Consider the following 14,502-nt stretch of genomic DNA (forward strand, 5'->3'; position numbering starts at 1 on the left):
CCCGCCATGCGGCGTGGCAAGACCATCTCTCCGTGGCGCGTCCACGAGATCGACAGGCAAACTTGCAAGTTTGCCTGTCGATATTTACGCTGGAGATATGCCGGAAAAGGGCCAGGAACGCCTGGCGACGGAGCTGGGCACCACCGTCTCCCTGCTGATGCGCCATCTGCGCGCCGCCTCGCCGCACGGGGAGCTCACCCCGACCCAGCGCGCGGTGATCAGCCGGATCGCGACCGACGGCAGCGCCACCATCGCCGCCCTGGCCCGCGCCGAGCTGGTCCGCCCGCAGTCGATGCGGCTGACCGTCGGGGCCCTGGAGGAGCGCGGCGTCCTCGCCCGCAGCCCGCATCCGACGGACGGCCGGCAGGTGGTCTTCTCGCTCACCGAGGAGGGCCGCCGGATACTCACCGTCGTACGGCAGGCCAAGCACAACTGGCTGGCCCAGGCCATCGCCGACCGGCTGACCCCGGAGGAGCAGCGGACCCTGGAGACGGCCACCGAGCTGATACGGCGGCTGATGCCGCAATGAACGGCCCTTCCGCCGCCGGGCGGGGCGGCACACCGGAGGCGGCCACGGGTGCGGCGGCCGTCGCCGCCCCGCGGGACACGGATGAGCCCGCCGCCACCGGCACGGCCAACGCCCGCGGCGCGGGCACCGGCATCAGCACGGCCACCGGCTCCGGCGCGGACACCGGCTCCGGCCGCGCCTTCGGCGCCCGGCTGATGGCGCCCCTGCTGCTCGGCTCGGTGCTGAACCCCGTCAACTCGACCATGATCGCCACCGCGCTGGTGGCGATCGGCCGGGACTTCCACGTCGGGGCCGCCGACACCGCCTGGCTGATCTCCGCGATGTACCTCGCCAGCGCGGTGGGCCAGCCGTCGATGGGGCGGCTCGCGGACCGCGTCGGGCCTCGCCGGGTCTTCGTCGCCGGCTCGCTGACCGTCTGCGCCGCGGGCGTCATCGGGACGCTCGCGCCCACCTTCGCGGTGCTGATCGTCTCCCGGATCGTGCTCGGCATCGGCACCGCCGCCGCCTACCCCGCCGCGATGGCGGTGCTGCGCGCCGAGTCACGGCGGACCGGCCGTCCGACGCCCCGGTACGTGCTCGGACGGCTCTCGCTCGCCGCACTCGGCAGCGCCGCCGTCGGCCCCACGCTCGGCGGGCTGCTCGCCGCGACCGCGGGCTGGCGCGCGGTGTTCGCGGTCAACGTCCCGCTCGCGCTGCTCGCCCTGCTCGGCGCCCTCGCCTGGCTCCCGGCCGACCGCAAGGACGCCGGGCCGGGGCGCGCGGGATCCTCGGGCTCCCTCGACCCGCTGGGCATCGCCCTGTTCGCCGCGGCGCTCACCTGCGCCATGGTCTTCCTGCTGCGCCTGGAGGACCCGCGGTGGCTGCTGCTCGCCCCGGCCGGGGTGCTCGCGGGCGTCCTGGTGTGGTGGCAGCTGCGCCATCCGGCGCCCTTCATCGACCTGCGGATGCTCGCCCGCCATGGCGCACTGGTGCGCACCTACCTCCGCCAGGGTCTGGCCTATCTCGTCATCTACTGCGTGCTCTACGGCTTCAGCCAGTGGCTGGAGCAGGCGTACGGCGCCTCGTCCTTCCAGGCCGGGCTGATCCTGCTGCCGATGTCGCTGGCGGCCGCGGTCTGCTCGATCGTGGGCGCCCGGACGAAGGGCATCCGCGCTCCGCTGACCCTCGCCGCGGTGTGTCTCGCCCTGGGCAGCGGGGTCTTCCTCCTGCTGCACGGCAGCGGCCCGCTGATCGCGCTGCTGTGTGCCGGAGCGCTCTTCGGCATCCCGCAGGGCCTGGCGTCGACCGGGAACCAGGCCGCCGTCTACGCCCAGGCCCCGGCCGACGGCGTGGGCGCGGCCGCCGGGCTCCAGCGCACCGCCCAGTACCTCGGAGCGATCACCGCGTCCGGCCTCATCGGGCTGCTCTACGGGCAACGCGCCACGGACTCCGGGCTGCACGAGATCGCGCTGATCGGCATCGTGCTCGGCCTGCTGCTGCTCCTCCTGACCCTCGCCGACCGCGGCCTGCGGCCCGGCGCCACCGGGGCCGGCGAATGAAACCGGCCACCGACCCACGGCCACAACGGTCACACCCGCAACACCTCCACCACCCGTCACCACACAAGGAGCACCCGTGCCCGCCACCACCCTCGATGCCACGACCGCCCTGGTACTGATCGACCTGCAGAAGGGCATCGCCGGTCTGCCCGTCGCCCCGCTGCCCTCCGCCGAGGTCATCGAGCAGGGCACGCGGCTGGCCGCCGCGTTCCGTGCGCGCGGGCTGCCGGTCGTCCTGGTGAACGTCACGGGCGACGCCCCGGGCCGTACCCAGGCCCCGCGGCCCGCGGGCAGCCCGCCCGCCGACTGGGCCGAGCTGGTGCCCGAGCTCGACCGGCAGCCCGGCGACATCCTCGTCACCAAGCAGCAGTGGGGCGCCTTCCACGGCACCGACCTGGATCTGGAGCTGCGCCGTCGCGGGGTGACCCAGATCGTCCTCGCCGGCATCGCCACCAGCATCGGAGTGGAGTCCACCGCCCGTGCCGCGCACGAACACGGCTACCACGTCACGCTCGCCACCGACGCGATGACCGACCTGGACGCCGACGCGCACCGCAACAGCCTGGAGAAGATCTTCCCGCGGCTGGGCGAGACCGGCACGACCGCGGAGATCCTCGGACTCCTCGGCTGAGGCTCAGCGCGGTACGCCCTGTGGCGGCGCCGGATGCCCGGCCGGACGCCGCTCGTGCCAGCGCAGATCGTCCTGGAGCTGGGCGGCAAGCGAGATCAGCCGCGGTTCGCCATGGGCCGGGCCGAGCAGCTGGGCGCCCAGCGGCAGGCCGTCGCCGCTGAAGCCGGCCGGGACGCTCACCCCCGGCCAGCCGAGGACGTTCCACGGCCAGGCGTACGGGCAGGCAGCGATCATGGCCTGATCCGTACGCCAGCCGCTGAGCTTGGCCAGGGTGCCGATCCGCGGGGGCGGGGTGGCCGTGGTCGGCGTCAGCAGGACGTCATAGGGGCCGAACAGCGCGCCGATCCTGCGCTGTTGACGCCGCTCGACGGCGCGCGCCCGGCGCAGTACGGGCCCGCCCAGCAGCCGGCCCATCCGCGCCGCCTCCCGCGTACGGCGGTCCAGCAGGGAGCGGTCGGGGACCCGGTCGGCCCACTCCCCCACCCCGGCCGTGGCGCGCGGGACGAAGGCCAGGCCGACCAGCCCGTAGTCCGGTTCCGCCTCCTCGACGAAGTGCCCCAGCCGGGCCAGGGTGCGGGCCACCTCCGTGACCGCGGCCCGGACGTCGGGGTGCAGCGGCTTGGGGGTGAAGGTGAAGGCGGCCTTCCACGACAGCGCGATCCGCAGCCGGCCCGGGTCGCGGCCGGCCGCCTCGCGCGCCGCGATGGCGGGCGGCCGGTGCAGATCGCCGTCGTGGTTGCCGCTGGCCACGTCCAGCAGCAGCGCCGCGTCCTCGACCGTACGGGCCAGCGGTCCGATACCGGTGATCCCCTGGAAGGCCTCCGGGTCCGGCCAGGTGGAGATGCGGCCGCGCTGGGGCTTGATGCCGACCAGATGGGACCAGGCGGCGGGGATCCGCACCGAACCGGCGCCGTCGGTGCCGAGCGCCGCGGGCACCAGTCCGGCCGCGACCGCGGCGGCCGAGCCGCCGGACGAGCCGCCCGGGGTGTGGGCGAGGCTCCAGGGGTTGCAGGTGTTGCCGAAGGCCGGGCCCTCGGTGAACGGCCACTGCCCCAGTTCGCAGGCGTTGGTCTTGCCGACGATGATCGCGCCGGCCGCGCGCAGCCGCCGGACGACCTCGGCATCGCGCTCCTTGGGCGGGAATTCGCCGGCGCAGCCGAACGCGGTGGGCTCACCCGCCACATCGGTGTCGTCCTTGACGGCGACCGGCACCCCGAGCAGCGGCAGCCGCTCGCCGGCCGCCAGCCTGCGGTCGGCCTGGGCGGCCTCCGCCAGCGCCGCCTCGGGCCGTACCCGGCGGAAGGCGTTGACGCTGCCCTGGCTGGCCTCGATGCGCTCCAGCGACCGCCGTACCAGCGCGGTCGAGGTCACCCGCCCCTCGGCCAGCGCCCGTGCCTGCTCGGCGAGGCCTTCCCACTCCCCGGCCGGGGCACCGGTGTGCCCGGCCGGGGCCGGGCCGGTCCCGCTGTCCTGGCTCTCGTCAACGCTCACGCTGCGTGCCCTCCCTGGAACCGCTCATTCGAACGAACGGTCCCAGGAGGCTAATCGTCATGGCGAGGACCATCAATGATGCCGCGCGGTGCGCCACATCGACGACACACGGACGGCACACAGCGGCCCGCCGTGTCGCGGCGAGGTGACGCCGGCGCGCGAACCAGGGGCGCGGCGGCCGGGGATGCCCGTTACGACCGGTGGACGACCATCGCCGAGCCGCCGCCGCGCCGTACCTTCTCGGCGGCGGCCAGCCAGCGGCCGTCCGGCAGCCGCTGGACCCCGGTCGCCGCCCCGATCTCCGGGTTCTGCTTGAACGCATGTCCGATCGCCTCGAGTTGCCGGCGGACCGGGCTGTTCCACAGGCCGGGTTCGAGTTCGGTCGTCGCCGCGTTGCGCTGGCTGGCGCGCGGGGCGGCGATGGCGTCGACCAGCGGCATCCCGCGATCGAAGTGGTTGACCAGGGTCTGCAGCACGGTCGTGATGATGGTCGCGCCGCCCGGCGAGCCGAGCGCCACCACCGGCCGGCCGTGGCGCAGCACGATCGTCGGCGAGATGGACGAGCGCGGCCGCTTGCCGGGACCCGGGAGGTTGGGGTCGCGCACGGCCGGGTCGGCGGGCGCGAAGGAGAAGTCCGTGAGCTCGTTGTTGAGCAGGAAGCCCCGGTGCGGGACGACGATGCCGCTGCCGCCGGTCTGCTCGATGGTCAGGGTGTAGGCGACGACGTTGCCCCACTTGTCGGCGACGGTCAGATGGGTGGTGTTCTCCCCCTCGTACGTCGTCGGGGCGGCCTTGTCGCCGGCCGCGCAGCGCTTCGGATGGCGCGGGTCGCCCGGCGCGAGCGGGCTGGTCAGCGCCTTGTCGTCGTGGATGAGGCAGGCGCGGGAGTCGGCGAAGCGCTGGGAGGTGAGGCCCTTCGTCGGTACGTCCTCCTGAGCCGGGTCGCCGACCCAGCGTCCGCGGTCGGCGAAGGCGATCCGGCTCGCCTCCAGGTACCGGTGGAGGTACTGCTTCTCGCTCAGCCGGGAGACATCGCTCTTCTCCAGGATGTTGAGCGCCTCGGCGACGCTGGTGCCGCCGGAGGACGACGGCGCGATGCCGTAGACGTCGAGGCCGCGGTAGCGGGTGCGGGTCGGCGCCTGGCCGAGGGCCCGGTAGGCCCGCAGGTCGTCCGCGGTCAGCTTGCCGGGCCGCACCTTGCGGGTGGCGCCGGTGCGCACCGGCGGCTTCTGGACGGTGCGGACGATGTCCCGGCCCAGTGCGCCGTCGTAGAGCGCCCCGACCCCCTTCGTCGCCAACTCCCCGTACGTACGGGCCAGATCGGGGTTCTTCATCGTCGAGCCGACCACCGGCAGCTTGCCGCCGGGCAGGAAGAGGCCGGCGGTCGCCGGGAAGTCCCGGAAGCGGGCCTCGTTGTCCGCGGTCTGCTGACGGAAGGTCGGGTCGACCGTGAAGCCGCCCTGGGCCAGCTTCTGTGCGGGCCGCAGCACCTGGCCCAGGGACCGGCTGCCCCACTTGCGCAGGGCGGCGTCCCAGGTGGCGGGGGTGCCCGGGGTGCCGATGCTCAGGCCGCTGGTGACGGCGTCGGCGAACGGGATCGGGGCGCCGTTCTCCAGGAAGAGGTCCCGGCCGGCGGAGCGCGGGGCGGTCTCCCGGCCGTCGAGGGTGCGGACGGTGCGGGACCTGGCGTCGTAGGAGACGAAGTAGCCGCCGCCACCGATGCCCGCGGAGTAGGGCTCGGTGACGCCGAGGGCGGCGGCGGTGGCGACCGCCGCGTCCACGGCGTTGCCGCCCTGCTTCAGCACCGCGATGCCGGCGGCCGAGGCATCCGCGTCGACGCTGGAGACGGCCCCGCCGGAGCCGACGGCGACCGGCGTCTTCTCCGGTGTGGCGGGGGTGGCGCTGTCCTGGGCCGCGGTGGCCGGCCGGGCGGGCGCGGCGGTCCCGGCGGCGGCCGGGACCGCCACCAGGGAGCCGGCCAGCGCGGTGGCCGCTCCCAGGACGGTGAGGCGTCGGGCTCTGCTCATACCGGATATTCCTCCAAGAGCGTGCGCGAGGGGCGGCAGGGGCCGGAGCCTACTCGGCCCAACAGCGCGCGGACAGAGGGCATTTCGCCTGCTGCCGCCTCGCGACGGCGGGGATCAGCTGCCTTTTTCCGTACGGATCCGGTAGGCCGGTACGGACCGGGACAAGCCTCCCCGGAGACCCGCCCCGCCCTCGAACACCCACCCGGCGAGCCGCTACGCTCCCCGGCCATGGACGACACCCTGCTGCTCCTGACCTCGGCGGCCGTGGCCCTGATCGTGGGCCTGGCGGCCGGCTGGGCCGTGCAATCGGCGACGGTCCGCCGGAAGCTGACCCGCGAACAGGGCTTCTTCGGGCTGCCGGAGGGTTCGGAGTGCGTGCTGGTCACCCACCGGGACAGCTCCTCGGCCCACTGGAGCATCCCCCGTCATGACGCGCTGGCGCTGCTGGGGCTGGCCGCGGTGATCGAGAACTGTGGTGCGCACCCCGAGGTCGCCCCGCACGACACCGGCCTGCAGGGATTCGGGGCGCGTACCGAGTTCTGCGTCGGCGACCCGACCGCGCACCGGCGGCTGGCGGCCCATCTGGCCAATCTGCTGCCGGGCGTCGCGGTGCACCCGGGCGACGAGTCCGGCGCGGGCCGCGGCACCTTCACGATCGGCGGCTCCGCGTACCGGATGGAGCCCGGCGCGGTCGAATACGTCCTGCTGGCCCGGCTGACCGCCGGCGAGGGCGGCGACCGCCCGGTGTTCCTGGCGGCCGGCCAGCGCCCGGTCACCCACCGGGCCGCGGTCCGCCATCTGGTCCGCAACCGGGCCCGGCTGGCCCGTAAGCACGGCACCGACGGCCAGTTCTGTCTGCTGCTGAAGGTGGTCAACTCGCAGGCGTACGGGCCCGATGTCGTCGAGCTGGTCGCCGATGTCACCAAGGCCGCGCTCACGGCCGCGGAGCCGAAGGGGCACCGGGCGGCGGCCTGAGGCCGGCGGGCCGGTCACGGATGGCCCGGGGCCGACGGCCCGGTGACCGGCGGGCCGATCACCCGTCCGCCCGTCCGTCCGGCCGCCCGCCCCCTCCTCCCCCGCACCGACGGGCGGCCGCCCCGCCGTTCCGCCAAGCTCGAAGGCATGATCGCCGGCCTCCGCTCACCCGTCCTGCACTGGACCGGCGTGCTGCCGGTCCTGGCGGTGGTGGTGCTGGTCCTGGCGTGGGGACGCTCGCTGCCGGTCGCCCTGGTGGTGCTGGTGTCGTGCGTTCTGGCCGGGTCGGTGCTGGCCGCGGTGCACCATGCGGAGGTGATCGCGCACCGGGTGGGTGAGCCGTTCGGGTCACTGGTGCTGGCGGTCGCGGTGACCGTCATCGAAGTGGCGCTGATCGTCGCGCTGATGGCCGACGGCGGCACCAAGAGCGCCCCCTGGCCCGGGACACCGTCTTCGCGGCGGTGATGATCACCTGTAACGGCATCATGGGGCTGTCCTTGCTGATCGGCTCGCTCCGGCGCAAGGTCGCCGTCTTCAACGCCGAGGGCACCGGCGCGGCACTGGCGACGGTCACCACGGTGGCGGGCCTGAGCCTGGTCCTGCCGACGTTCACCACCAGCACGCCGGGGCCGCGGTTCTCCACCCCGCAGCTGATCTTCGCCGCGCCGGCCGCGCTGGTCCTCTACGGCCTGTTCGTGGCCACCCAGACGTTCCGGCACCGGGACTACTTCCTGCCGGTGACCACGTCCGGCGAGGTGATCCACGGCGCGGATCATGCGGAACCGCCCTCACAGCGGGCCGCGCTGACCAGCCTCGGACTGCTGGGCCTGGCCCTGGTCGCGGTGGTCGGCCTGGCCAAGACGGTGTCCCCGGCCATCGAGTCCGGCGTGGTCGCGGCCGGTCTGCCGTCGTCCGTGGTGGGCATCGCCATCGCGCTGCTGGTCCTGCTGCCGGAGACCCTCGCGGCGACCCGTGCGGCGCAGCGCGACCGGGTGCAGACGAGCCTGAACCTGGCCCTCGGCTCGGCGTGGCCAGCATCGGCCTGACCATCCCGGCCGTCGCGCTGGCCACCGTCTGGCTGCCGGTCCCCCTGGTCCTGGGCCTGGGCGCCAGCCATATGGTGCTGCTCGCGCTGACCGTGATCGTCGGCACCCTGACGGTGATCCCGGGCCGCGCCACCCCGCTGCAGGGCGGCGTCCATCTGGCCCTGCTGGCCGCGTACATCGTGCTGGCGGTCAGCCCGTAGGGCGGGCCGGGACGCGCGGGTCGCCCAGTTCGCGAAGGATCTCCGCCTCGCTGCCGGGCCGCTCGGCGAGCTCTGTCTCGATGTGCTCGGCGAGATCCGAGCCGAGCTCGTGCCGGCGGTCCGCGGGGAGGACCGCCGGCTCGCGCGCGACGGCCGCGAGGTACTGCCGGACCGATGCGCTCTGTGCGCTGGTGGTTTTCATCGCTCTGCCTCTCCAGATGCCTCGCGCATCAGGGCGAGCACGCAGTACTCCAGCACGCCCTTGCGGAGTTGGCTCGCAGCCTTGCCCGCGGCGCGGTCGCTCGCCTCACCAGGTTCCATGCAATGCATAGCACCTGGCATGAACATGAGTAGACGGAGTGGCCCTCGGCGCCACTCCGCCGCCCCGCCGGCTCGCTTCCTCGCGGGACGCGACGGGGGGCGCAGGGGCGGGACAGCCCACCGCACCGGCCCCGGACCCGGCCGGGCGCTCCGGAACTCCGGTAGCCGGTGCTCAGGTGGCCGGTACCCCCGGGTCCCGGCTATCCGAACTGCCCGGGCTGGTAGTCACCGGCGGGCTGCCGGGTGATGACGTTCAGCCGGTTGAAGGCGTTGATCACGGCGATCTGGGACACCAGGGCAGTGAGCTGCTCCTCGTCGTAGTGCTCGGCGGCACGCGCCCAGGCTTCGTCCGTGACCCCGCCGGCCGCGTCCGCGATACGGGTGCCCTGCTCCGTCAGCTCCAGCGCGGCGCGCTCGGCCTCGGTGAAGACCGTCGCCTCCCGCCACGCCGCGACCAGGTTGAGGCGCAACGCGCTCTCACCGGCCTGCGCGGCGTCCTTGGTGTGCATGTCGAGGCAGCCGCCGCAGCCGTTGATCTGGCTCGCGCGGATCTTCACCAGTTCCCGCGTCGTGGCCGGCAGCGCCGACGCCTCCTTGTCCGCCGCGATGAGGTGCTTCAGGATCTTGTGGGCGCTCGGAACGCCGAGGACGTTCAAACGGGCATCCATGGTGTGCTCCTCTGCCGTTGTCTTGTGGTGGCACACCTAGGACTGAACGGCTCGGCAGGATGTGACATGGACGAACGTGACGTGCGTCTCCCCTGGCCACGTCGCCCCCTCGTGGAAGGCCTCTGCCGATCCGGCCGGTGCCCCGGGCGGACACCCCCTAGCCGCCGCGCGCCCTGCCCGATGGAAGCCGGTAGGGCACGTTGACCACGGTCACCCCCGGTGTGAACAGCAGCCGGGCCTTGAGGCGCAGGGCACTCTGGTTGTGCAGCGGCGCTTCCCACCAGCGGCCGACGATGTACTCGGGGATGACGACGGTGACGGCGCCGCCCGGATGCCGCGCACAGACGTCCAGGACGTAGTCGATCACCGGCCGGGTGAAGTCCCGGTAGGGCGAACTGAGCACCTGGAGCGGCACAGTGATGTCGTGCGCGTCCCACTGCTCGCGCAGCCCCCGCACATCGCCGGGCTCGACCGCCACGATCAGTGCGTCCAGCGAGGTGGGACGCATCGCCCGGGCGTAGCCGAGGGCCTTGAGCGTGGGTGCGTTCAGCGCGTTGACCAGCACCAGTACGGAGTTCCCGGCCGGCTCCCAGGGCCGTGCGCCGGGGGTGATCGCCAGTTCCCGCGCCACCCGCTCGTAGTGCTGGTGCACCGCGCGCATGCCCAGGAAGAGCAGCGGCATGGCGATCACCACGATCCATGCGCCGTGCGTGAACTTGGTGATCAGAACGACGATCAGGACCACTCCGGTGAGCACCGCGCCGACCGCGTTGATCGCCTGCGAGCGCCGGCGCCGGACCCGTTCCCGGGCCGGCAGTCCGGGTGCGGCGAGTGCGGTCCGCCAGTGCCGGACCATGCCGGTCTGGGAGAGCGTGAAGGAGACGAAGACGCCGATGATGTAGAGCTGGATGAGGTGGGTGAGTTCCGCCTTGAACAGGACGATCAGCCCGATGGCGGCCAGCGCGAGCAGGATGATGCCGTTGGAGAAGACCAGCCGGTCGCCCCGGTTGCGCAGTTGCCGGGGAACATAGGCGTCCTCGGCGAGGATCGACGCCAGCATCGGGAAGCCGTTGAAGGCGGTGTTGGCGGCGAGGATCAGCACACCGGCCGTGAACGCCTGCAGCAGATAGAAGAGCACGGTGACGTCGCCGAAGGTGGCCCGGCCGATCTGGGCGAGCGCGGTGGAGGTCGGGGTGTCCGGCGGCAGCCCCAGTTCGGTGGGCTCCACCGCGACGTGCACCTCGTAGAGCATCGCCAGGACCGTGATCCCGGCGAACATGGTGACGGAGAAGAACCCCATGATCAGCAGTGTGGTGGCGGCGTTGCGGCTCTTGGGTCTGCGGAAGGCGGGCACTCCGTTGCTGATCGCCTCGACACCGGTCAGCGCGGTGCAGCCGGACGCGAAGGCCCGCATACCCAGCAGGACGAGCGCCAGGCCCGTGTAGGACGAGACGGCGTGCAGCGGGAGATCCGCGGATGCGGCGCGGGGCGTCGCGCCGGTGGCGATCCGCACGGCCGCGAACGCGAACATCAGATAGATGAAGAAGACGAACCCGTAGGTGGGGACGGCGAAGACCCGACCCGATTCCCGTACGCCGCGCAAGTTCATCATCGCCAGCAGCGCCACGAACCCGACGGACAGCGCCATGTCGTGGCCGCCGAGCGCCGGAATCGCGGAGGTGATCGCGGCGACGCCGGAGACCACGGAGACCGCGACGGTGAGCACATAGTCCACGAGCAGCGCGCTGGCCGCGGTGAGCGCCGCGTTGCGCCCGAGGTTCTGCGCGCTGACGAGGTAGGCCCCGCCGCCCCCGGGGTACGCGTAACAGGTCTGCCGGTAGGACGCGACCACGACCACCAGCACCAGCACGATGGCGGCCGCGGCATACCAGGTCAGATGGAGCAGGGCGATCCCGCCGAGGCCGACGACCAGCAGGATCTCCTCGGTGGCGTACGCGACCGAGGACAGCGGGTCGCTGCAGAAGATCGGTAGCGCCAGTCGCTTCGGCAGCAGCGTCTCACCGAGCCGCGCACTGTCCAGCGGACGGCCCACCATCATCCGCTTCGGCCTGAAGAATTGACTCATAGGCGGACAAACTATGGGCCGCCTCGCGGGGGCAGAGGGAGGCTCGCGGGGCCGCCGCACATCGCCGCCGCGAGCCGCCGGCCTCCTCGGGCGGCGGCCCCGCACGGCCCGCCGGTGCGAGCCGATCGGGTGCCGGACCCGCCCGCTCCGGTGTCGTTCCCGTTTCCGCCGCGGACCGCGTGAGAGCACGTGGAGGATGGCATCCGATAAGCGCACCAATACGCGGCGGAGGTTCCTGCAGGCCGCGGTCGTGGTCGGCGTGCTCTCCGCGGGCCGCCTCCTGTTCGGCTCCGGCAGCGGCGCTCCGGAGCCCGGCGGGCCGCCGCGGGCCCGGCCCCGCCCGCCGGAACCGCCCGACACGGCGGGCGGCCCTCCCCCGCCCGCCGGCCCCGCCGGTGCGACGCACCCCCCGCAGCCGTACCGCCTGCGCCCGATGGCCGGCGAGTCCTCCCGCTCGGGGCCGGGCGCCTCGCCGCCGCACCCCGAGGTCGCCTTCCACCTCGCCGGCGACCACCGCGAGATCTTCCTCACCTTCGACGACGGCCCGCACCCCCTCTACACCCCCGACATCCTGCGGATCCTGCGCCGCCACGAGGTCCGGGCCACGTTCTTCGTCATCGGCGAGAACGCCGTCGAATTCCCGGGCCTGCTCTACGACATCGCCGACGAGGGCCATGCCGTCGGCAATCACACCTGGACCCATCCGCAGCTCACCGCGCTGCCGCCGGGCGCCGTCCGCAGCGAACTCGGCCGCACCAGCAGCCTGATCGAGGACATCCTCGGCACCGCCCCCGACCTGGCCCGCGCCCCGTACGGCGAGTGGGACGACCCCGCGCTGAGCATCTGCAACGACCTGGGCATGTCGCCCGTCGGCTGGGCGGTCGACTCACAGGACTGGACCCTCCCCGGGGCCGGGACCATCGCGTACACCGTCCTGGACGCGATGCACCCCGGCGCGATCGTCCTGTCGCACGACGGCGGCGGCGAACGGTGGCAGACCGTCGAGGCGCTGGAGTGGTATCTGCCGCGGCTGCTGGACGAGGGGTACCGGCCGCTCCGTATTGTGCCCTGACCGTGCAGGTGAGGGGACCGCGACGGCCGAGGAGGCCGGTGCCGGGTGAGAGCGGTCACCCGGCGCTCCGGAAGCGCACCCAATGGTTTATCGTTCAATTGGAAGCGGGTGCCGGCACGACGGCGTCCGAGGGCGCTCCCCCCGGGGAAGCCGGCCCGCCGCCGCAGGGCAGCCGATGAGGCCACCGCCGTCACCACCCGCGCCACCACAGCCGCCCCGGCCGAATTCCCCCGTTCGGCCGGGGCTTCCCGTTGCCCCGGCCGAACGCATCGGCGCGGACGCCGCTCAGCGCAGGTGCGAGGCGCCGTTGACGTCGAGCACCGTTCCCGAGGTCCAGACCGCCGCCGGTGAGGCCAGGTAATGGACGGCGGACGCCACCTCCTGTGGCGAAGCGACCCGGCCGAACGGGCTCTGCTCCCGGACGTCCTCCGTGAGGCGGTCCGCGACCCGCTCGGTGGCCACGAATCCGGGGGCCACGGAGGCCACACCGATGCCGTACGGCGCCAGATGGACCGCCAGCGACTGCCCCATCGCATGCAGCGCCGCCTTGGACGCGCCGTAGGCCGGGTGGTCCGGCTCACCGCGGAACGCCCCGCGCGAGCCGATGTTGACGATCCGTCCCTCCACCTCCCGCTCGATCATGCTCCGCGCGGCGTGGTAGGTGACGTCCGCCGCCCCCAGCAGGTTCACGTCCACGATCTGCCGCCAGGCGCTGCGCCAGTCCTCGAACGACGTACGGTCCAGCGGATGCGCCCGGTTCGCGGCCGCGTTGTTGACGAGCACATCGACGCCGCCCAGCCCGTCCACGGCCGCCTCGACGATCGCCGCCGCCCCTTCCGGCGTGCTGACATCCCCCTGCACCAGCACATGCCCGCTGCCCGCCAGCCCGTCGAACGCCTCCTGCGCCGCCGCCCGCCGCGACGCGTAATGCAGGGCGACCCGGTCCCCGTGCGCGGCGAAGATCTCGGCGACCGCGCGGCCGATGCCCCGCGAGGCCCCGGTCACCAGCACCGCCCGGCTCATCGGGCCTCCTCCTCGCCGGCGTGCGGACGGCTCTCACAGCCGGAACCGCCACGGGGCGGCAACCAGTCGGCGAACGACCAGGAATGGCTCATCAACAGATCAATCCTTACCTCTTGCCGGGCCACGAACGTGCACAAGGAATCGTAAGGAGCCGGACGGGAAGCGTGGTCAGCGGACGGCGTCCGGCCCCGACGGCCGTACGGGCGGGTGGCGGCCCGGACCACCTGCACGGCGTCGACGCGGCGGTGCGGCCGCTGCGCTCCGCGGGCGTGCAGGTGGAGTACGGCGGGCCGCTGGGCGCGCTCACCCTCGTACCGGCGCTGCTCGGGCTGATCGGCCGCCGCATCGACGGGCTCCGCGTCCGCCGGCCGATCGCCGAGACGGACGCCGCACCGGGCGAGGAAGCCCGCGGCACCTGGCACCGCTACGCGCAGCGGGTGGAGCGCCGCCCGTGGTGGTACCGGGCCGGCGGGGTGCTCGTCATCGTCGTGCCGGCCCTTCCGGACTTCTCGATCCAGCTGGGCCACATCGGCGACGGCGCCGACCCGAAGTCCTTCACCGACCGGCGCGCCTACGAAGGCGAGCGTGGCGCACGCGCTGGAGATCACCGCCCGGGTGATCACCTGTGCCGCGCTGATCATGGTGAGCGTGTTCGCCGCGTTCCTCATCAGCGACAACACCGTGGTGAAGATGCTGGGCCTCGGCCTGGCCGTGAGCGTACTGATCGATGCCACCGTGGTCCGGCTGCTGCTGGTCCCCGCGGTGATGACGCTGCTGGGCCGGGCGGCCTGGTGGACGCCGCGGTGGCTGGACCGGATCCTGCCGCATGTGCGGACCGAGGGCGAGGAACAGCTCCCCACGGCCGGCTCGGGCTGACCGGCCCGCGGCCGCACCG

Annotated in this window: 11 protein-coding genes and 3 pseudogenes; 7 read left to right on the forward strand and 7 right to left on the reverse strand. The window is 73.5% G+C overall.

Features of this window, described 5'->3' with window-relative positions; translation table 11 throughout:
- Window positions 1-97 precede the first annotated feature (97 nt).
- The 3 genes from Scani_RS15370 (at window position 98) to Scani_RS15380 (ending at window position 2,698) form a co-directional block, all read left to right on the forward strand.
- Window positions 98-529 carry a MarR family winged helix-turn-helix transcriptional regulator gene (locus tag Scani_RS15370; RefSeq protein WP_159475279.1) on the forward strand — a complete coding sequence of 144 codons (432 nt, stop codon included), beginning with the start codon at window positions 98-100 and terminating at the stop codon, window positions 527-529.
- Complete coding sequence (locus Scani_RS15375; RefSeq protein WP_246295811.1) at window positions 526-2,067, forward strand: MFS transporter; 1,542 nt, start codon at window positions 526-528, stop codon at window positions 2,065-2,067. The genes Scani_RS15370 and Scani_RS15375 overlap by 4 nt, the downstream gene beginning before the upstream one ends.
- Before the next feature lie 76 nt (window positions 2,068-2,143).
- Window positions 2,144-2,698: an isochorismatase family protein gene (locus Scani_RS15380; RefSeq protein WP_159475282.1), complete on the forward strand. Its 555-nt coding sequence runs from the start codon at window positions 2,144-2,146 to the stop codon at window positions 2,696-2,698.
- A 3-nt stretch (window positions 2,699-2,701) separates the two neighbouring features.
- On the opposite strand, the gene Scani_RS15385 is transcribed toward Scani_RS15380, so the two are convergent.
- Together Scani_RS15385 and ggt are read right to left on the reverse strand one after the other, a co-directional pair.
- Window positions 2,702-4,189, reverse strand: coding sequence for an amidase (locus tag Scani_RS15385; RefSeq protein WP_159475285.1), 1,488 nt, complete (start codon window positions 4,187-4,189; stop codon window positions 2,702-2,704).
- A 191-nt stretch (window positions 4,190-4,380) separates the two neighbouring features.
- A complete protein-coding gene (gene ggt, locus Scani_RS15390) occupies window positions 4,381-6,216 on the reverse strand; it encodes a gamma-glutamyltransferase (protein ID WP_159475288.1) in 1,836 nt (611 codons plus the stop codon).
- Window positions 6,217-6,444: 228 nt separating this feature from the next.
- Here ggt and Scani_RS15395 point away from each other — a divergent pair, with 228 nt between their 5' ends.
- Complete coding sequence (locus tag Scani_RS15395) at window positions 6,445-7,191, forward strand: hypothetical protein (protein WP_159475291.1); 747 nt, start codon at window positions 6,445-6,447, stop codon at window positions 7,189-7,191.
- A gap of 147 nt (window positions 7,192-7,338) precedes the next feature.
- Window positions 7,339-8,437 (forward strand): annotated as a pseudogene (locus tag Scani_RS15400) (calcium:cation antiporter).
- Here the strand turns inward: Scani_RS15400 and Scani_RS15405 are convergent.
- The 4 genes and pseudogenes from Scani_RS15405 to Scani_RS15420 all read right to left on the reverse strand — a co-directional run bounded on the left by Scani_RS15405 (window position 8,427) and on the right by Scani_RS15420 (window position 11,512).
- Window positions 8,427-8,639, reverse strand: coding sequence for an HAAS signaling domain-containing protein (locus tag Scani_RS15405; protein ID WP_159475294.1), 213 nt, complete (start codon window positions 8,637-8,639; stop codon window positions 8,427-8,429). The pseudogene Scani_RS15400 and the gene Scani_RS15405 overlap by 11 nt on opposite strands.
- A 20-nt stretch (window positions 8,640-8,659) precedes the next feature.
- Window positions 8,660-8,758 (reverse strand): annotated as a pseudogene (locus tag Scani_RS15410) (PadR family transcriptional regulator); the annotation flags it as partial.
- 200 nt (window positions 8,759-8,958) lie between these two features.
- Window positions 8,959-9,426 carry a carboxymuconolactone decarboxylase family protein gene (locus Scani_RS15415; protein ID WP_159475297.1) on the reverse strand — a complete coding sequence of 156 codons (468 nt, stop codon included), beginning with the start codon at window positions 9,424-9,426 and terminating at the stop codon, window positions 8,959-8,961.
- Between the two features lie 157 nt (window positions 9,427-9,583).
- Window positions 9,584-11,512: an APC family permease gene (locus Scani_RS15420; protein ID WP_159475300.1), complete on the reverse strand. Its 1,929-nt coding sequence runs from the start codon at window positions 11,510-11,512 to the stop codon at window positions 9,584-9,586.
- Window positions 11,513-11,708: 196 nt separating this feature from the next.
- On the opposite strand from Scani_RS15420, the gene Scani_RS15425 reads away from it, so the two are divergent.
- Window positions 11,709-12,584: a polysaccharide deacetylase family protein gene (locus Scani_RS15425; RefSeq protein ID WP_159475303.1), complete on the forward strand. Its 876-nt coding sequence runs from the start codon at window positions 11,709-11,711 to the stop codon at window positions 12,582-12,584.
- A gap of 285 nt (window positions 12,585-12,869) precedes the next feature.
- Here Scani_RS15425 and Scani_RS15430 read toward each other — a convergent pair whose 3' ends face one another.
- Complete coding sequence (locus tag Scani_RS15430) at window positions 12,870-13,607, reverse strand: SDR family NAD(P)-dependent oxidoreductase (protein ID WP_159475306.1); 738 nt, start codon at window positions 13,605-13,607, stop codon at window positions 12,870-12,872.
- Between the two features lie 293 nt (window positions 13,608-13,900).
- Here Scani_RS15430 and Scani_RS15435 point away from each other — a divergent pair.
- A pseudogene (locus tag Scani_RS15435) lies at window positions 13,901-14,483 on the forward strand (MMPL family transporter); the annotation flags it as partial.
- Window positions 14,484-14,502: the final 19 nt, after the last annotated feature.

Origin of the sequence: Streptomyces caniferus (genome assembly GCF_009811555.1) — a bacterium.
In the GTDB taxonomy this organism is placed as follows: Bacteria; Actinomycetota; Actinomycetes; order Streptomycetales; family Streptomycetaceae; genus Streptomyces; species Streptomyces caniferus.